The organism is Sulfitobacter sp. 1A10359 (genome assembly GCF_043558145.1).
GTDB classification, from domain to species: Bacteria; Pseudomonadota; Alphaproteobacteria; order Rhodobacterales; family Rhodobacteraceae; genus Sulfitobacter; species Sulfitobacter faviae.
In genome coordinates this window covers 592479-610863 of sequence record NZ_JBIFGB010000001.1, presented here as the reverse complement: position 1 = coordinate 610863, position 18385 = coordinate 592479, and the positions used below count along the sequence as shown (strand labels likewise).

The following is an 18385-nucleotide window of genomic DNA, read 5'->3' as shown; positions in this document are numbered from 1 at the left end:
ATTGTTTGTTCGGGGAAAAGGTCAGGCATCGGGCAGTGCGATCAGGGCGATCTCGCCCGGCCAGCGTGCGCGGAGGGTGTTGGCCGCGTGATGCGCGCGCAGGCCGGTGCGGCAGGCAAGCACAATGCGCGACGTATCGGGCGGCAGCGTCAGGTCAGGCAGCGCCTCGGGCGGGACATGACGGGCTTGGGGTGAGAAAGGCGCAGGCGCTTCGGCGCGCAGGTCAATGACCATATCGCGCGGGGCGATCTGGCTTTCAGCGATGAAACGCGCGGTGGGTGCAGGCTCGGGCGCATTGTCAAAGCGAAAGCCCGACATGCGCCATTGCGCGGTATCCCAAGTCAGGAGTTGCCCGAGCGGGGAGGGCGACAGCCCCAGCAGCACCGACAACGCCATCTGCGCCTGTGCCGCGCCGATCATCCCGACCACGGGCCCCAAGACGCCCGCCGTGTCACATGTCGCTGCCGTCTGCGGCAGGTCAGGGAAGACGGCGCGGAGCGAGGGAGCACCCCCGCAGAAACCACCGACATAGCCCGACAGCCCAAGGGCCGAGGCTGAAATCAGCGGTTTGCCCTGCGCGCGGGCTTCGTCCGACAGGGTCAGGCTGGCGGCGAAAGTGTCGGCGCAGTCGAGCGCGATATCGCAGTCCGCCAGCAGGGCGGGCGCATTGGCGGGGGTGAGCCATTCGGCACGCGGGGCAAGCGTCACCTCGGGGTTCAGCGCCGCCATCGCCTCGGCGGCGGCACGGACCTTGGGCCTGCCGATATCGTCCATCCGGTAGAGCGGTTGGCGGTGCAGATTGCTCAAGGCCACCTGATCGCCGTCGACCAATGTGATCCGCCCGACACCGGCCCCGACGAGATATTGCAGCACAGGCACCGCCAGCGCTCCGGCCCCGACGACCAGCGCATGCGCCGCCGTGAGCCGCGCTTGCCCCCCGGCACCGACCTGCGGCAGAACGGTCTGGCGGACATAGCGGCTCATGCCGTCACCTCAAGCCATTCGCGCACCCGCGCTTCGGGGTCTGCGTTCAGCGTGATATCCGTGACCGCCGCCACCGTATCGGCCCCGGCGGCAAAGGCCCCCGGCGCACGGGCGACAGACATGCCGCCGATGGCGCAAAGCGGAATGTCCCCGATCCGCGCCTTCCATTCCGTCAGCCGGTCGAGGCCCTGTTCGGTCCATTTCATCTTTTTCAGAATGGTCGGATAGACGGGGCCGAGGGCGATGTAATCGGGGGCGAGGGCCAGCGCGCGGTCAAGCTCGGCATGGTCATGGGTCGACAGGCCCAGCTTCAGCCCGGCGGCGCGGATCGCGGGGATGTTGGCACTGTCCAAATCCTCTTGCCCCAGATGCAGCCAATCGGCCCCCAGTTCAATCGCCAGTTGCCAATGGTCATTCACCACCAGCAGTGCGCCGTGCTGGCGGCAGAGGTCGAGCGCGGTGGTGATCTCGGCGCGCAGCACCTCTTCGGGCGCGTCCTTGATGCGCAGTTGCACCAGCTTCACGCCCAAGGGCACGGCCCGCGCGACCCATGCGGCACTATCGAAGACGGGGTAGAAACGCGGCAAGCTCATAGCCAAGCCTTTCCGATGACGGGGGTGGAGGGCACGGCCATGTCGCGCTGGCCCATAGGGCCGGAAGCGGCGGCAAGCGCGCCCGCGCGGCAGGCCAGCGCAAAGGCTTCGGCCATGGCGGCGGGGTCGCGGGCCTCAGCCACGGCGGTGTTCAAAAGCACCGCGTCGAACCCCATCTCCAACGCCTGTGCCGCATGGCTGGGCAGGCCGAGGCCCGCGTCGATCACCATGGCCACATCGGGAAATGCTGCCCGCAGACTGCGCAGCCCGTGCAGGTTGTTCAGCCCCAGCCCCGAGCCGATGGGCGCACCCCAAGGCATCAGCACCCGGCAGCCCGCATCGACCAACCGCGCGGCCAGCACCTGATCCTCGGTGGTATAGGGGAAGACCTCGAAGCCATCGGCGCAGAGCGCCTCGGCAGCCTCGACCAGCCCGAAGGGGTCAGGTTGCAGCGTGTCGGCATGGCCGATGACCTCGAGCTTGATCCAATTGGTGCCAAAATACTCCCGCGCCATCTGCGCCGTGGTGATCGCCTCGCGCGCGGAATGGCAGCCGGCGGTGTTGGGCAGCAGATGCACGCCCAAGCCGCGCACCATGTCCCAAAACGCCTGTCCTGCGCCTTGTTCGCGGCGCAGCGAAACCGTGGCGACCGGCGCGGCGCTTTGGCGAAAGGCAGCCTCCATCACTGCGGGCGAGGGGTAGCGCGCGGTGCCCAGCATCAGCGGCAGGGGCAGGGTGGTGCCGTAGAAATCGCGCATCGTTCAGCCCCCCTGCATGGCGCTGAGCACTTCGAGCCGGTCGCCGTCGCTCAGCATGGTCTCGCCCCGCGCGCCTGCGGGAACGAAGCTGCCGTTGAGGGCGGTGGCGACTTTCGCTTCGCCCCAGCCCAGCTCTGCCAATGCCGCGTCAAGCTGCGCGGCGGTGACCTCACGCGTCTCGCCGTTCACTTCAATCTTCACGGAATAAATCCCCCGTTGTCGCTGTTGCCAGAAAGCCCGCAGCCTGTTCGGCCAAGGCGGGCGCCATGAGAAAACCGTGCCGGAACAATCCGTTCAGATGCAGCACCGCCCCGCGCTGCACGATGCCGGGCAGGTTGTCGGCGAAAGCCGGGCGCAGGTCGGCGCCCATCTCGATGATCTCGCCCTCGGCAAAGCGCGGGTCGAGCGCATAGGCGGCTGAGAGCAGTTCCAGCGCCGAGCGGGCGGTCATGCCGCTGCGGCTGGCGCTTTCGATCTGGGTCGCGCCCAGCATGTAGATGCCTTGCCCGCGCGGCACGACGTAGAGCGGATGGCGCGGGTGCAGCAGGCGGATCGGGCGGGTGAGGGCGATCTCAGGCGCGCGCAGCAGGATCATCTCGCCGCGCACGGCACGCAAACCGGGCAGAGCGTCGCGGGCCACCATGCCGCGGCAGTCGATCACCGGGCCTGTGACCTCCGAAGGGGTGAGGGCCGTGGTCTTAACCGTCACGCCCTCGGCGGCCAGCGCATGGGTCAGGTCTTGCAGCGCTTGGCGCGGGTTCAGATGCGCTTCCTCGGCAAAGAACAACCCGCGGCGATGGCGCCCGGCGAGGTCCGGCTCACAGGCCGCGATGGCTTCGGCGTCGCAGTCGCTGTGGCCTTCGGTGCGGGCGGCGAAACGCTGCAATTCCGCGCGGTCCCGCTCGGGGGCGAGGACCAGCGTGCCCCGATGGGTGACTTCCGTGATCTTCCCCCATAGCGCCGCGGCACGCCGCCCATGGGTTACCACCGCAGGCTCGCTCAGCGCGCCTTCGCAAAAGGGGGCGAGCATGCCGCCCGCCCACCACGAACAGCCGTGCGGCCCGGGCGGGCCTTTGCGGTCAACGAGCCTTGGCCGCAGCCCCTGCGCCAGACAGGCCCGCGCGGCCCAGAGCCCTGCCACGCCCGCGCCGATGATCGTGACATCACTCATGGGGCCAAACGCCGTGAAAATGATGCACCGGCCCGTGGCCATGGCCGATGTTGAGGGCGTCCGCCGCGGCAATGGCGCGTTGCAGATAGCTATGGGCGGCTTCCACCGCCTGCGGCAGAGGCTGGCCCCGCGCCAGACCGGCGGCAATGGCGGCAGAGAGCGTGCAGCCGGTGCCATGGGTGTTCGCCGTCTGCTGGCGGGGCGCGGAAAGGCGCAGGGTGTCGGCCTCGGAAATCAGCAGATCGACACAGGTCTCGCCCTTGCCATGGCCGCCCTTCATCAGCACCGCGCGGGGGCCGAGCGACAGCAGCGCGCGGCCCTGCGCGAGCATGGTGGCCTCGTCGGTGGCTTCTTCTGTGTCCAGCAGCCGTGCGGCCTCGGGCAGGTTTGGCGTCAGCACATAGGCGCGGGGCAGCATCCGGTCGCGCAGGGTTTTGACCGCTTCGGCAGAGAGGAGCGCATCGCCGGATTTCGCCACCATCACCGGGTCGAGCACAATGGGCGCGGCGCAGTCGGCCAGCTCCTCGGCCACGGCGGAGATCGTGGCCGGGTCGCCCAACATGCCAATCTTGACCGCGCCGATGGCCAGATCGCCAAAGACCGCCGCCATCTGCGCGCGGATCATCGCAGGCGCGATCATGGCGACCGCGGTGACGGCGCGGGTGTTCTGTGCGGTCACGGCGGTGAGCACGCTGGCCCCATAGACGCCAAGCGCGCTGAAGGTCTTGAGATCGGCCTGAATCCCCGCCCCGCCGCCGCTGTCGGACCCCGCAATCGTTAGTGCTTGAAACGCCATTCGGCCCCCCATTCGTTAGATGGGCCGAGGGCATGGAGATACGGGGTAAACGACCGCCCGGATGGGCCGATGCTTGCTTCCGTTCCCTACGCCGGTACGACCCGGATCAGGTTCGATGGGTCGGTTTTCACCTCTCAGCCTTGCGGCACCCCAACGGATTTCCGGCAGGCTAGCGAGGGGCGTTCAGAGGGTCAACAGGGGATCGGTTATTTATTGGTTTGCTTTTTATATCATGTAGTTGCGGTGTGTACCTCATGCATTGCATGAGGATTCGTTAATGAAAATCCCGCGATTTGGGGATCACCTTGGCATCGCGCGGGTGGCCGTGCATGGCCACCTGACCGGGCAGCGGATGGGTTGGGTGATCGCCGCGCGTCGTGATGCCGGGCATCGGTGCCTCCGATAGTGCTGCCAGCCGGTCAGAGCGGTTCTCAAGCCGCTCGGCCACCACGTGTATCACCCGCCCGTCGGTCTGCACGCGCCCCTCCACGACCAGAAGCCGCGACGACATGATCGTGGGGCGGTAGAGCTTGAACATATTGGGCCAGATCACGAGGTTGGCGACGCCAAATTCATCCTCCAGCGTGATGAAACACACCCCCTTGGCGCTGCCGGGTTTCTGGCGCACCAGCACCAGCCCCGCCAGCTTTACCCGCCGCCCGTGGCCCATGCGCGAAAGGTCCCGGGCCGAGGAAAACCCCTGCGCCGCAAGGCTCCCGCGGTAGAAGGACATCGGATGCGCCTTCAGCGACAGGCGCAGCGTCTGGTAGTCGGCCACCACCTGCTCCGCCTTCGGCATCACCGGCAGATGCACCTCCGGCTCCGGGCCGCGGGCCGAGGCTTCGACATGGTCGAAGATCGGCAAGGCGGGCGCGTCGCGCAGCCCTTGGGCCTGCCAGAGCGCTTGGCGCCGGTCGATCCCCATGCTGCGCATCGTATCGGCGGCGGCGAGCTGGCGGATCGCCTTGGCATCCAGCCCGGCGCGGCTCTTGAGGTCTTCGACATCCGCGTAAGGCGTCTCGCGCCGGTCCATGATCCGCGCGCCCGCCTTTTCCTGCAGGCCGTCCACCATGCGCAGCCCCAAGCGCAGGGCAAAGCCCTCGCCACAAGGCTCCAGCGTGCAGTTCCAGTCCGAGAGGTTCACGTCCACGGGCCGCACCTCGACCTGATGTTCACGCGCATCGCGCACGATCTGCGCCGGCGCGTAAAACCCCATCGGTTGCGAGTTCAAGAGCGCGCAGGCAAAGGCCGCCGGGTAGTGGCATTTCATCCATGACGAGACATAGACCAGCTTGGCGAAACTCGCCGCATGGCTTTCGGGGAAACCGTATTCGCCAAAGCCCTTGATCTGGTCGAAGCAGCGCTGCGCGAAGACCGGATCGTAGCCGCGTTTTGTCATGCGGCCCACCATCTTGTCCTGCAGCTTCTCGATCGTCCCGCGCGAGCGGAAGGTGGCCATGGCCTTGCGCAGCTCGTTCGCCTCGGTCGGGGAAAACTGTGCCGCGTCGATGGAGATTTTCATCGCCTGTTCCTGAAAGATCGGCACGCCCAGCGTCCGGCTGAGGATGCTGAAAAGCTCGTCCTGCGGATAGGCTGGGCCGGGGGCGGGGTAGACGACGCTCTCCAACCCCTGACGGCGGCGCAGATAGGGGTGGACCATGTCGCCCTGAATGGGGCCGGGGCGGACGATGGCGACTTCGATCACCAGATCATAGAAGACGCGGGGGCGCAGTTTTGGCAGCATGGCCATCTGCGCGCGGCTTTCCACCTGAAAGACACCAAGGCTGTCGCCGCGGCAGAGCATGTCGTAGGTCGGTCGCCCCGTGGCGTCGTCCTCGTGATCCTCCACCGGCACCGTGGCCAGTTCCAGCGGGCGGTCGTAATGCGCCTCGATCAGGTCGAAGCACTTGGCGATGCAGGTCAGCATGCCGAGCGCGAGGATATCGACCTTGAAGATCTGCAGCGCGTCGATGTCGTCCTTGTCCCATTCGATGAAACTGCGCTCGGGCATGGCGCCGTTGCCGATGGGCACGATCTCGGTCAGGGGGCGCTCGGTCAGGATGAAACCGCCGACGTGCTGGCTCAGATGCCGCGGCATGCCGATCATCTGGCTGGCCAGCGTCAGCACCATACGCAGATAGGGGTCCGACAGGTCCAGCCCCGCCTCGCGGGCGCGGGCGTCGTCCATCTCGCCCTCGAAACTGCCCCAGACGGTGCCGGCGAGTTTTGAGGTCACGTCTTCGGACAGCCCCATCGCCTTGCCGACCTCGCGGATGGCCGAGCGCGGGCGGTAGTGGATCACCGTGGCGCAGAGCCCGGCGCGGTGGCGGCCGTATTTGCCGTACATGTACTGGATGACTTCCTCGCGCCGCTCGTGCTCGAAATCGACATCGATGTCGGGCGGCTCGTCGCGTTCCTCGCTGAGGAAGCGCTCGAAAAGCAGGTCATGCACCGCCGGGTCGACCGAGGTGATGCCAAGGCAAAAGCAGACGGCGGAGTTGGCCGCCGAGCCGCGCCCTTGGCAGAGGATCGGCGGCTCAGCCTCCTCGCGGGCGAAGCGCACAATGTCATAGATGGTCAGGAAATAGCGGGCGATCTTCTTGGTCTCGATCAGGGCGAATTCCTTCTCGATGGTCTTTTTCACCGCCTCGGGCACGCCCTCGGGGTAGCGCCGCGCGGCGCCCTCCCATGTGAGACGGGCCAGTTCCTCCATCGGGGTGCGGCCTTCGGGGACGATCTCATGGGGGTATTCATAGGCCAGATCGGTGAGGCGAAATTCGATCCGGTCGGCAAGGCGGCGCGTCTCGGCGATGGCATGGGGCCAGTCGGCGAAGAGGCGCACCATCGCCTCGGGGGATTTCAAGTGGCGTTCGGCATTGGCGGCCAGAAGATAGCCCGCCTTGGGCACGATCACCCCCTCGCGGGTCGCCACCATCACGTCCTGCAACGGGCGGCGGTGGCGGGCGTGGTAAAGCACATCGTTGGTGGCAAGCAGCCTCAGCCCATGGGCACGGGCCAGCGCATCCAGCCGGTTGATCCGCGCCCGGTCATCGCCACGGTAGAGGAAGCTCGCGCCGATGTGGCGCATCCCCGGCAGCGCTTTCAGCAGCCGCGGCAGGCCCGCGGCGAAGAGGTCGAGGTTCTCGGGCGGCATGACGATGAGGTGCAGCCCTTCGGCGTGGCCTTGCAGCATCTCCAGCGTCAGATGGGTCTCGCCCTTTTGCTGCCATTCCCCGTCCACCGATTGCATCTTGCCCGCCGAGAGCAGCGTCGAGAGCCGCGCATAGGCGGCGCGGTCCTGCGGATAGGCCAGCAGTTCAGTCCCACAGAGCAGCACCAGCCGCGCCCCGATCAGGGGGCGAATATGGGCCTTCTCGGCCTCCACATGCATCCGCACCACGCCCGCGAGGGTGTTGTGATCCGCGATGCCGATACTGTCATAGCCGTGGTGATGCGCCGTTTCGACCAGATCGACGGCGTCCGAGGCGGCACGCAGAAAGGAAAAGCAACTCGCCAGCCCGAACTCCACGTAGTCCGCCCGGGGTGGCGGACTGAAGCCGTCTTCGCCCAGCGTGCGGCGCTTATGTCCTTCTTGCTCGGGCATCAGGCGAAGAGCCCATGCAGGAACCAGCGCGGCTCGGCCCCGCGGCCATCGTGGATCACGCCCTCGCGGTAGAGCCAGAAGCGCTGGCCGCCCGCGACCTCGACTTTATAGTAATCGCGCAGACGGGTGCCGGGGCGGTCGCGCCACCATTCGGGGGCGATCCGCTCAGGCCCGGCGTGGCGGGTGGTCTTGTAGGTGACGCGGCGCCAGTTGAACTGCGAGGGCGGGCCTTCGGGCACGGCGTAGATGACGCGCACCTCCTCGGGCGGGGTGAGCAACCGCAGGGGACGCTCGCGCAGCAGGGTGGGGGCGGCGGCGGGGGTGCCTTGCAGGGCGTCGACGCGGTGCTCCACCCGTTCGGGTTTGTGGGTCTCGCGCCAAGCGGGCCAACTCACTTTGTCGCTGCCCAGCTTGGCCGCCAGACGGTCGAGCAGCCCGGCCACATCCGCCGAGGGGTCGCGTTTGCCGTCGAGGTGGTCTTGGATCAGCGGCAGCGGCTCGCTGTCCGTCGCCTCCAGCGTCAGCAGGTCAAAACCAAAGCCGCTGTCGATGTTCTCCAGCTTGCCATCGAAAAGCCTGCGCAGATGCGCCGGATCGCGGCTGGCCCGCGCCGTGGCGACGCCGAGGGTGCGCCAATCGCCGTCGATCCGGTAGATCGTCAGACGCAGCCGCCGTGCGCCCAATTCGGCGCGGGCCAGAAGGGTGCAGAGGTCTTCGACCAGCGCGGGCAGATGCGGGGCGGGGTCGATCACCGGCTCGGGCAGACGGCTGCGGGTCATGAAGTGGCGATGGTCCGGCGGGGCGTTGAGCGGGTCGGGGGCTTGGCCGAGCGCTTTGTCGAGCAGGATCAGCGGGTTGCGGTCGGGCTTGAGGCTGGCAAAGCGGCGCATCAGCGCGGCGCGGGGCAGATCGCTCAGCGCGCCGATGGTCTTGAGGCCGAGCCGGTCCAAGAGCCGCGTGGTCTGAGCGTCGAGCCGCAGGGCGGCGACGGGCAGGGGGGCGAGGGCGGCGGCCAGATCCTCGGCCCCGCAGATCTGCGCACCGGAGCCGAAACGCGCCAGTGCCTGCGCGGCACCGGGGGTGGGGGCCATGGCGCAGCGCGCGGTCAGCCCCTGCAGGGCAAAGCGGCTGCGGATATCGCGCAGCATCGCCGCCTCGCCGCCGAAAAGATGCGTGCAGCCGGTCACATCGAGCAGCAGCCCGTGATCGACGTCCCGCGCGGTCCAGGGGCACCAGCGCCGCGCCCAATGCACCAGCCGCTTGATCAGGGCGATATCGCCCTCCAGATCGGCGGGCTCGACATGCAGGTCGGGGTGGATCGCCTGCACGTCGACCACCCGCGCGCCCGTCTCGATGCCGCGGGCGCGGGCGGCGGTGCTCAGCCCATGGACCACCGGCCCGTGCGTCCCGTCGCACGACAGGACCACCGGCACCTCATCCCCCGGAACGCTGCGGTATTGGGCGATCACCCGGCGCCACCGCTCCATCGTCAGCATAGGGAACCAGACGGAGACGATCCGCGGCGCGGGGGCTGTGGCGTTTGTCGGGCTCATGGTCGGCCACCCATCGGCCCGGCGCATGGCCGCGCGCGCGAAACAGCTCCAGATCCCAGCGGGCCGCGCCCGGGGCCTGCGGATCGTCGGGATGCGCCTGCGCGGGCAGGGAGGCGATGCGCCAGCGCATCCGCGCCGCGCTCAGGCCCCCGGGGTCGCCGCTGCGGATGAGGTAGAGCGGCACGCCCGAGGCCTCGGCCCGCAGCGACAGCCGTTTGGTGGCGGTGAAATCCAGCACCTCCGGCCCGCCATGCACCTCTCCCACCACGGCTGAAAGCCCCGCGCAGGCGGCCCCTTCCTCCATCGTCCAGAGCACGTCGCGCGGATGGCTGGCGGTGACCAGCAGCACCGGCTGTTCCAGCCCGAAGGCCGCGAGGCTCGGGGTATAGGGCGCGCCGTTTTCGCGCCGCGACAGGAAGTCCTGCACCCAGAGCACCGGCCCCTTGCCGCGCGGCAAGAGCGACAGCACGAAGCCACTCGCCGAAGCACTGGCGAAGGCCCCCGGAAAGACATCCGTCAGCGGCGCATGCGTGGCCAGAACCCCCGGCTCGGGCGGTGTCGACGGCCGTCGCCGCGGCAGGGTAAGGACCTGCCCATATGTAGAATCGGTTGTCATGCACGACTCCATATGTTCACATTTTGTTCTATTCATAAACGATGAACTGCGGCCCTGTCAAAATTTTGAGCCGCCCCCGCGAAGCCCTTGTCGGGGCGCGGAAAACCCGCATCTACTGGGCCAAGGCTGCGACAGGAGGCGACCAATGTGCAATCTTTACTCCCTCACCAAGGGGCAGGACGCGATCCGCGGCTGGTTCGACGGGATCAACGACCAGGCAGGCAATCTGCCGCCGATGCCCGGCATTTACCCCGACTACCCGGCCCCGGTGGTGCGCCATGGCGATGGCGGCCCGGTGCTGGAGATGATGCGGTGGGGGATGCCCTCGCCGGCCTTCGCGCTCAAGGGCAAGAAGACCGACCGCGGCGTCACGAACATCCGCAACATCGCCTCACCGCATTGGCGGCGCTGGCTGGTGCGGGAGCATCGCTGCGTGGTGCCCTTCACCGCCTTTTCCGAGCCGCTGAACCGCCCCGGCGAACGCTCGCGCCCGATCTGGTTCGCGCTTGGCGAAGACCGCCCGCTGGCCTTCTTCGCCGGGGTCTGGACGCAATGGACGAGCGTGCGAAAACTCAAGGACGGCGAGACCACCGATAACCTCTATGGCTTTCTCACCACCGAACCCAACGCCGAGGTCGGGGCCGTCCACCCCAAGGCCATGCCAGTGATCCTGACCACGCCCGACGAAGTGCATACGTGGCTGAGCGCCGAGACTGCCGATCTGCCCGCGTTGCAACGCCCCCTGCCGGATGGTGCCCTGCAGGTCATCGACCCCGAGGATTAAGCCGCCTCGGCCATCATCCGCGCCGCCATCGCCAGATCGGAGCGGAACTGCGCCTCTGCCTCCTCGCGCACGGCTGGGTCGGGCACGCGCAGCAGGTAGGAGGGGTGCAGGGTTATCAGCACAGGGATGCCCTCGGGCCCCGCCTCGATCGTGCCGCGGCGTTTCAGGATACCCGTGCCCTTGCCGGTGAGACTCTGCGCCGCCGTAGCGCCCATGGCGAGAATGAGCTTGGGCTGCACCTGCGCCACCTCGGCGTTCATCCACCAGCGGCACTGGTCGATCTCCGGCATCTCGGGGCGCTGGTGGATGCGGCGTTTGCCGCGGGCGGTGAACTTGAAGTGTTTGACCGCATTGGTGACGAAGGCGGCGTCTCGGTCCAGCCCCGCTTCGCCGGCGATGCGGTCGAACATCTGCCCCGCCGGCCCGACGAAGGGGCGGCCCGCGAGGTCTTCTTGATCGCCGGGCTGTTCGCCCACGACCATGAGATCGGCATGCGTCGGCCCTTCGCCCGGCACGGCCTGCGTGGCGTGGCAATGAAGTGGGCAGCGGGTGCAGGCGCGGATCGCGGACGGAAGCTCTTCCATCGAGCCGTCCCAAGCGGACTCAAAAGCCGAAAGCTGCGCCTGCACCCGGTCCATGCGCGCGGGCGGCAGGGTGGGGGCGGCCTCGGCCATGGCCCGGGCGCGGGCCGGGGCCTCGGCGATCATCTGGGGAATGAAGGCGGCCTCGGGCATGTTCTTCCAGTATTTCTTGGGCATCTCCGACTGCATCGCCTTCACCATCAGGCGGGCGGGGTTGAAGATGTTCTGGAAGTAGGTGATCCACAACTGCTCGCCCGCGTCCTCGGGCAGGTCAGGCTTGGCGTGGCCTTCTTGAAAGCTGAGCTTGCCGCCCTCGAAGATGGCCGAGACATCGGGCGTGAGGATGCGCCAGTCCATGTCCGAAAACCGCCGCACGAAGAAATCCGCCGTAGGCTCCACCGTGTGATGCGTGGGTTCGAACCACGCGGCGAAGCTGCGGCGCGGGGCGTTCGGATCGCCGATCTCGCGGAAGCGGACGAAGGCCTTCATCTTGTGCTGGCAGCGGCGGACGTTCTTCTCCATCCCGCGCAGCACGGCGAGGTCGGCATCGCCCCGGTCGGACATCAGATGCGGCGCGTCCTTCACGCGCCAGAGAAAGGCATAGAGACGGGCGAAACGTTCGGGATCACTGTGCCAGACGGCGGTCTCGGCCATGGACACGAAACTGCGCGGCACCGCGACGCGGCCCGTGGCGGCCGGTGCGGCTTCCCCACCGAAAAGATCGGGGGCGGCGGCATGGTCACCCCAAAGGATATCCTCAGGCGGTACGCCCGCGGCAAGAAAACCGCGCGCCGCCTCGCGCCATGCCTTGGCGGTGCCGATGGGGGGCAGGGAGACGCGGTGCATCAGAACAGGGTCAATTGCTCGGGCGGCGGCGCGAAACGCGCGCGCAGGTCGGCGCTGTCGGTGAGGCCACCGGGGGTCCAGCCGCCCGCGGTGACGAAGGCACGGGCCTTTTTCATCGAGGCGCCCATGCGGGTGAGGTCTTCGTAGCGCAGTGCGCGGTGACGGCGCGCGGCGAGGATGCGGTTCACGGTTTTGACGCCAAAGCCCGGCACCCGTAGCAGCTTCTCGCGGCTGGCGCGGTTGACGTCGAGCGGGAAGTGTTCGCGGTGCACCAGCGCCCAGGCGAGCTTGGGGTCGACCTCAAGATCAAGGTTGCCGTCGCGGGTGACGGAGGTGATCTCATCCAGTTGAAAGTCGTAGAACCGCAGCAGCCAGTCGGCCTGATAAAGCCGGTGCTCGCGTTGCAGGGGCGGGCGGATCAGCGGCAGTTTCGACGAACTGTCGGGAATGGGCGAAAAGGCGGAGTAATAGACCCGCTTCAGCTTGTAGCTGGAATAGAGCCGCGTCGATTGCCCCAGCACCGTGGCATCGTTTGACCCATCCGCGCCGATGATCATCTGCGTCGACTGGCCCGCGGGCGCGAAGCGCGGCGGGCGCTTGCCGGAGAAGGATTTATCCTTGCTCGCCTCCTTGGTCATCCGCACATTCGCCATGGCGCGGCGGATCTGCTCAGGCTTTTTCTCGGGCGCATATTGCTGCACCGCCGTGTCGGTGGGCAGTTCCACGTTGATTGACAGACGGTCGGCGAGACGGCCGGCCTCCTCGATCAACTCGGGCGAGGCATCGGGGATCGTCTTAAGGTGGATGTAGCCGCGAAAATTCTCCTCATGCCGCAGCTTGCGGGCGATCTGCACCATGTCGGACATCGTGGCATCGGGCGAGCGGATCACGCCGGAGGACAGAAACAGCCCTTCGATGTAATTGCGGCGGTAGAACTCGATGGTGAGTTTCACCACCTCGTCCACGCTGAAGCGCGCGCGCTCCACGTTCGAGGAGACGCGGTTGATGCAATAGCTGCAATCATAGATGCAGAAATTCGTCATCAGAATCTTGAGCAGACTGATGCACCGCCCGTCCGGGGCATAGGCGTGGCAGATGCCGCTGCCTTCGTTGGAGCCCAGCCCCTTGCCATCGCGCGAGTCGCGCTTGGTGGAGCCCGAGGAGGCGCAGGAGGCGTCGTATTTCGCCGCATCGCTGAGAATCGCCAGTTTTCGATCGAGTGTCTGTTTGGTCATGCGTTCTATATATGTTCTCAACGGAGCGGCGTCATTAATCTATCTTAATGCCGCGACAATTTGCGCGGGGGGCTGCTGAGGGGGCGGGAAGATTTCGCGCGGTCGGGGTTGCTGCGCGTCTGGCTACGGGCCGCTAATCCGCAGGGCGACGCATTTGAGTGTCGCCCTACAAGCTATTGCCTCGGTTCAACATTTCCCCTCACCGCAGCCATACGCAGCCCTCCGCCTGCTTGCATTACCCTGCGTAATACGGTTGTAATTCCGCGAGGAGGCAATCGGCTTTCCCAAGAACAACACGTGAGGAGCACTGTGATGGCAAACCCCCTTTATGACACTCTGTTTGGCCGTCACGCGGGCAAGACGACCGCCTTTTTGCACCTTGAGGGCGGGGTGACGCTGACCCATGCGGGCTTTCTCAGCCGGGCGGGCCGCTTTGCCAATGTGCTGTCCGAGCTGGGGGTGAAGCCGGGCGACCGGCTGGCGGTGCAGATCGACAAATCCGCCGATGCGCTGGCGCTCTATGCCGCTTGCGTGCAGGCGGGGGTGATCTTTCTGCCGCTGAACCCGGCCTATACGGCGGAGGAGGTGCGCTATTTCGTGACCGACAGCGGGGCGGCGGCTTTTGTCTGCCAGCCTGCGCGGCGCAATGAGATGGCGCCGCTGGCCAAGGATACGGGCTGCCAGCTTGAGACGCTGGGCACCGAAAACGATGGCAGTTTTGCGGACCGCGCAGCCTCGGCCCCCGATCAGTTCGAGACCGTCGCGCGTGAGGCTGATGATCTGGCGGCCTTCCTCTATACCTCCGGCACGACGGGGCGCTCCAAGGGGGCGATGCTGACGCAGGCGAACCTTTTGTCCAACGCGCAGACGCTGGCCGATCTGTGGCGTTTTACCAATGCAGACGTGCTGCTCCATGCGCTGCCGATCTTCCATACCCACGGGCTTTTCGTGGCGACGAATGTGTCGCTGGTGGCGGGGGGCGCGATGATCTTTATGCCCAAGCTCGACATCGACCGGTTGATCGACCGGATGCCCCATGCCACCGCGATGATGGGGGTGCCCACCTTCTACACCCGGCTGTTGGACGACGCGCGTTTTACCAGCGAGACGGCGGCGAATATGCGGCTGTTCATCTCGGGCTCCGCCCCGCTGCTGGCGGAAACCCATGTGGATTTCGAGACCCGGACTGGCCACCGTATCCTTGAGCGTTACGGCATGACCGAGACCAATATGAACACCAGTAACCCCTATGAGGGCGAGCGCCGCGCGGGCACTGTGGGCTTGCCGCTGCCGGATGTGGAGTTGAAGATCACCGACCCCGAAACCGGCGCGACCCTGCCGGATGGCGAGATCGGCAGCATCGAAGTGCGGGGGCCCAACGTCTTCAAGGGCTATTGGCAAATGCCCGAGAAGACTGCCGCCGAATTGCGCGAAGATGGGTTTTTCATCACGGGCGATTTGGGGCGACGCGATGCGGATGGCTATGTCACCATCGTGGGCCGCGACAAGGATCTGATCATCTCGGGCGGCTATAACATCTACCCCAAAGAGGTCGAACTGCTGCTCGACGACCAACCGGGCGTCTTGGAAAGCGCGGTGATCGGCGTGCCGCACCCCGATTTCGGCGAAAGCGTCGTGGCGGTGCTGGTGGCACGCCGGGGTGTGGAACTGGATCTGGAGCAGATCGCTGAGGGCGTGGCCGGATCGCTGGCCAAGTTCAAACAGCCCCAGAAGTTGATCGTGCTGCCGGAACTGCCGCGCAACACGATGGGTAAGGTGCAGAAGAACGTGCTGCGCGAAAACTACCGGGACCTCTTCCAACCGGAGTGACACGGCCCGAGGGGGACTGTCGGACGGGCAAAGGCACGGGCATCCCCCTCCCACGGGGCAGGGCGGGGGGCGTAACCTGCGACAATCTGGCGTTTAATGCCCGGTTTCGCTTGAGGTGCCGGGAAAATTTCTACAGAACGTGGTGACCTTTCAGTCCGCTAGATCAGGAGTTCGCGTGTCCCTCTTCCTTATCGTTGCCTTGCCTTTCCTTGGTGCTTTGCTACCCGGACTGATGAATTCCGCAGGGCGCCAAGCCTGCGCCGGGGTCACCTTCATGGTTACCCTCGTGGCCTTTGTCGGCCTGCTCACCCATTTGCCCGCCGTATTGGCCGGAGAGGTGCTGACCGCGCGGGTTGACTGGATTCCGCAGCTTGGTCTGAACCTGACCTTGATGCTCGACAGTCTTGGCTTTTTCTTTGCCTGCCTGATCCTTGGCATCGGTCTGCTCATCATCGCCTATGCGCGTTCTTATCTGTCGCGCGACGATCATATGGGTGAGTTTTTCACCTATCTCTTGCTCTTCCAAGGTGCGATGGTCGGCATCGTTCTAAGTGATAACGTGTTGATTCTGCTTATCTTCTGGGAGCTGACCTCGCTGTCGTCCTTCCTGTTGATCGGCTATTGGAAGCATCTCCCCGAAGGCCGCCAAGGCGCGCGGATGGCGCTGACCGTGACGGGCATGGGCGGGCTTGCGATGATCGGTGGCATGTTGCTGCTGGGGCAGGTCGTGGGCAGCTATGACCTGAGCGTGATCTTGGAGAACCGCGAGGCGATCCAAGCCTCGCCGCTCTATCTGCCCGCGCTGATCTTGATCCTGCTGGGCTGTTTCACCAAATCGGCGCAGTTTCCCTTCCACTTCTGGCTGCCCCACGCCATGGCCGCGCCCACGCCGGTCTCGGCCTATCTGCACTCCGCCACGATGGTGAAGGCAGGTATCTTCCTGATGGCGCGGATGTGGCCGGTGCTCTCGGGCACGCCCGAATGGTTCGTCATCGTCACCACGGCGGGGCTGATCACCATGGTGCTGGGCGCGGTGATTGCGCTGTTCAAACATGACCTGAAGGCGCTCTTGGCTTTCTCGACCGTCAGCCACCTTGGTCTGATCACCATGCTCTTGGGCACTGGCACGGCCTTTGGCGCGCTGGCGGCGGTGTTTCACATCCTGAACCACGCGACCTTCAAGGCGGCACTCTTTATGTCGGCGGGGATCGTGGATCACGCGGTGCATACGCGCGACATCCGCCGTTTGGGCGGACTGCGGCATCTGATGCCGGTGACCTTCGTGATCGCCACGCTGGCGTCGCTTTCGATGGCGGGGATCCCGCTGTTCAATGGCTTCCTGTCGAAAGAGATGATGCTGGAAGAGACGCTGCACACCACGCTTTTCGATCTGCCGTGGCTGGTGCCCGCGCTGGCGACCTTTGGCGCGCTCTTCTCTGCGGCCTATAGTTTCCGGCTGATCGGCCATACTTTCCTTGGCAAGGAACGCGACGACTATCCCGACCATCCGCATGATCCCAAGCCCGGCCTGTGGTTGCCGCCAGCGCTGTTGATCATCCCCGTGGTGGTGATCGGCCTCGCGCCGTTTCTGGCCGAGCCTTTCGTCAAGCTGGTGACCGCCTCTGTCCTCGGCGACGCAGCCGAGATGTCTTCTGCGCATTTCAAAATCTGGCACGGGCTGGGTCCGGCGCTTTATATGTCGATCATCGCGGTCGTGGGCGGGCTGATCCTGCTGGCGCTCTTCACCCCGCTGCTGCGCGTCTGGGATGCCGCACCCCGGCCCGAGGCCAAGCGTATCTTTGACCGGATCATCGCGGCCTCTGTCGGCCTGTCGCAGGCGGTATCGCTGCGGCTGCACAATGGGGCCTTCTCGCGCTATGCCGCCGTGATGGCGGTGACCGTCGTGGGCGTGGGCTATTACGCTTGGGCCACCGGCACGGTGAGCGCGGCGAGCCGTGCGCTGCAGCCAACGAATGCTGTGCAGATCGCAGGCTGGCTGATGTTGGTCGCGGCGGCCTGCGGCCTTGTCTTCCTGCACCGCAACCGCCTGTTGTCGCTGATCCTGATCGGCATCGTCGGGCTGATCGTCTCGGCCGGTTTCGTCTTCTTCAGCGCGCCTGACTTGGCGATGACCCAGCTGACGGTCGAGGTGGTGACGATCATCCTGCTGCTTTTGGCGCTGAACTTCCTGCCCAACCGCACACCGATCGAAAGCAGCGTGCTGCGCCGGACGCGGGACGTTGTCGTCTCCCTCGCGGCGGGGGCAGCGACCATGGCGCTGTCCTATCACTACCTGCTGCGCGACACCGTGGCGCCGAGCATTTCCGAATTCCACCTTGCCAACTCCTATAAGGGTGGCGGCGGTACCAATGTGGTGAACGTGATCCTCGTCGATTTCCGCGGTTTCGACACCTATGGTGAGATCATCGTGTTGGGCATTGCCGCCCTGCTGATCTACGCGCTGACCGAGACGCTGCTCTCGGGCCCGGTGCGCGCGCGTTTGCTGAACCGCAAGCCCGACCAGCCGCGCGCGGGCGACCGGCACCCGATGATGATGGTGGTGATGACCCGCGTGATCATGCCGGTGGTGCTGATGGTGGGTTTCTACATCTTCCTGCGCGGCCATAACGAGCCGGGCGGCGGTTTCATCGCCGGTCTGATCGTCTCCATCGCTGTGGTGATGCAATATATGGCCAGCGGCTTTGCCTGGGCCTCGGCACGGCTGCGTTATCCCTATCATGGGATCATCGGCACCGGCGTCTTGATCGCGGGGCTGACGGGGATCGGCTCGTGGCTCTTTGCCAAACCCTTCCTCACGTCGGACTTCACCTATGTGCGCATCCCGCCCTTCGACAAGTTCGAACTGGCGACGGCGGCGCTGTTCGATCTGGGCGTGTTCCTTGCCGTGGTGGGGGCGGTGATGCTGTCGCTCGAAAGCTTCTCGCGGCTGGCCCGCCGGGCGCATGTGCCCGAGGCCGATCACCCGATGGACATCGACCCATCGCGCGAAGACAACACCAAGGCGGAGGCATAA

14 protein-coding genes and 1 riboswitch are annotated in these 18385 nt (G+C 66.2%); of the genes, 3 read left to right on the top strand and 11 right to left on the bottom strand.

The genetic code is table 11. From position 1 onward, the window contains the following. Window positions 1-21: 21 nt before the first annotated feature. The 9 genes from ACGYK2_RS03015 to ACGYK2_RS02975 form a co-directional block, all read right to left on the bottom strand. On the bottom strand, window positions 22-984 hold the full coding sequence (locus ACGYK2_RS03015) for a ThiF family adenylyltransferase (protein ID WP_394374196.1): 963 nt from the start codon (window positions 982-984) through the stop codon (window positions 22-24). Next, window positions 981-1577 (bottom strand): thiamine phosphate synthase, encoded by a 597-nt coding sequence (locus ACGYK2_RS03010; RefSeq protein WP_271689798.1) that lies wholly within the window; start codon window positions 1575-1577, stop codon window positions 981-983. Before ACGYK2_RS03010 ends, ACGYK2_RS03015 begins: the two co-directional genes overlap by 4 nt. Next, on the bottom strand, window positions 1574-2335 hold the full coding sequence (locus tag ACGYK2_RS03005; protein WP_093925876.1) for a thiazole synthase: 762 nt from the start codon (window positions 2333-2335) through the stop codon (window positions 1574-1576). Before ACGYK2_RS03005 ends, ACGYK2_RS03010 begins: the two co-directional genes overlap by 4 nt. A 3-nt stretch (window positions 2336-2338) precedes the next feature. Continuing rightward, window positions 2339-2536, bottom strand: a complete 198-nt coding sequence (gene thiS, locus ACGYK2_RS03000; RefSeq protein WP_067260908.1) for a sulfur carrier protein ThiS — start codon at window positions 2534-2536, stop codon at window positions 2339-2341. Then, the gene (locus tag ACGYK2_RS02995; RefSeq protein WP_271689799.1) at window positions 2526-3506 is read right to left on the bottom strand and encodes an FAD-dependent oxidoreductase; all 981 of its coding nucleotides are present in this window, start codon (window positions 3504-3506) and stop codon (window positions 2526-2528) included. Before ACGYK2_RS02995 ends, thiS begins: the two co-directional genes overlap by 11 nt. Beyond that, window positions 3499-4302 carry a bifunctional hydroxymethylpyrimidine kinase/phosphomethylpyrimidine kinase gene (gene thiD, locus ACGYK2_RS02990; protein WP_271689800.1) on the bottom strand — a complete coding sequence of 268 codons (804 nt, stop codon included), beginning with the start codon at window positions 4300-4302 and terminating at the stop codon, window positions 3499-3501. Before thiD ends, ACGYK2_RS02995 begins: the two co-directional genes overlap by 8 nt. A 66-nt stretch (window positions 4303-4368) precedes the next feature. Next, window positions 4369-4465, bottom strand: a riboswitch (TPP riboswitch). 111 nt (window positions 4466-4576) lie between these two features. Then, window positions 4577-7906 (bottom strand): error-prone DNA polymerase, encoded by a 3330-nt coding sequence (locus ACGYK2_RS02985; protein ID WP_394374195.1) that lies wholly within the window; start codon window positions 7904-7906, stop codon window positions 4577-4579. Beyond that, window positions 7906-9393, bottom strand: coding sequence for a DNA polymerase Y family protein (locus ACGYK2_RS02980; protein ID WP_271689952.1), 1488 nt, complete (start codon window positions 9391-9393; stop codon window positions 7906-7908). Before ACGYK2_RS02980 ends, ACGYK2_RS02985 begins: the two co-directional genes overlap by 1 nt. After that, window positions 9341-10075, bottom strand: coding sequence for an ImuA family protein (locus ACGYK2_RS02975; RefSeq protein WP_271689802.1), 735 nt, complete (start codon window positions 10073-10075; stop codon window positions 9341-9343). Before ACGYK2_RS02975 ends, ACGYK2_RS02980 begins: the two co-directional genes overlap by 53 nt. A 145-nt stretch (window positions 10076-10220) precedes the next feature. On the opposite strand from ACGYK2_RS02975, the gene ACGYK2_RS02970 reads away from it, so the two are divergent. Beyond that, a complete protein-coding gene (locus ACGYK2_RS02970) occupies window positions 10221-10859 on the top strand; it encodes an SOS response-associated peptidase (protein ID WP_271689803.1) in 639 nt (212 codons plus the stop codon). Here ACGYK2_RS02970 and ACGYK2_RS02965 read toward each other — a convergent pair. Continuing rightward, window positions 10856-12286, bottom strand: coding sequence for a UdgX family uracil-DNA binding protein (locus ACGYK2_RS02965; RefSeq protein WP_271689804.1), 1431 nt, complete (start codon window positions 12284-12286; stop codon window positions 10856-10858). The genes ACGYK2_RS02970 and ACGYK2_RS02965 overlap by 4 nt on opposite strands. Continuing rightward, on the bottom strand, window positions 12286-13521 hold the full coding sequence (locus tag ACGYK2_RS02960) for a putative DNA modification/repair radical SAM protein (protein WP_271689805.1): 1236 nt from the start codon (window positions 13519-13521) through the stop codon (window positions 12286-12288). Before ACGYK2_RS02960 ends, ACGYK2_RS02965 begins: the two co-directional genes overlap by 1 nt. A gap of 312 nt (window positions 13522-13833) precedes the next feature. Here ACGYK2_RS02960 and ACGYK2_RS02955 point away from each other — a divergent pair, with 312 nt between their 5' ends. Both ACGYK2_RS02955 and ACGYK2_RS02950 read left to right on the top strand, forming a co-directional pair. Further along, window positions 13834-15351 (top strand): malonyl-CoA synthase, encoded by a 1518-nt coding sequence (locus ACGYK2_RS02955; RefSeq protein WP_271689806.1) that lies wholly within the window; start codon window positions 13834-13836, stop codon window positions 15349-15351. Window positions 15352-15526: 175 nt separating this feature from the next. After that, window positions 15527-18385: a monovalent cation/H+ antiporter subunit A gene (locus tag ACGYK2_RS02950; protein WP_271689807.1), complete on the top strand. Its 2859-nt coding sequence runs from the start codon at window positions 15527-15529 to the stop codon at window positions 18383-18385.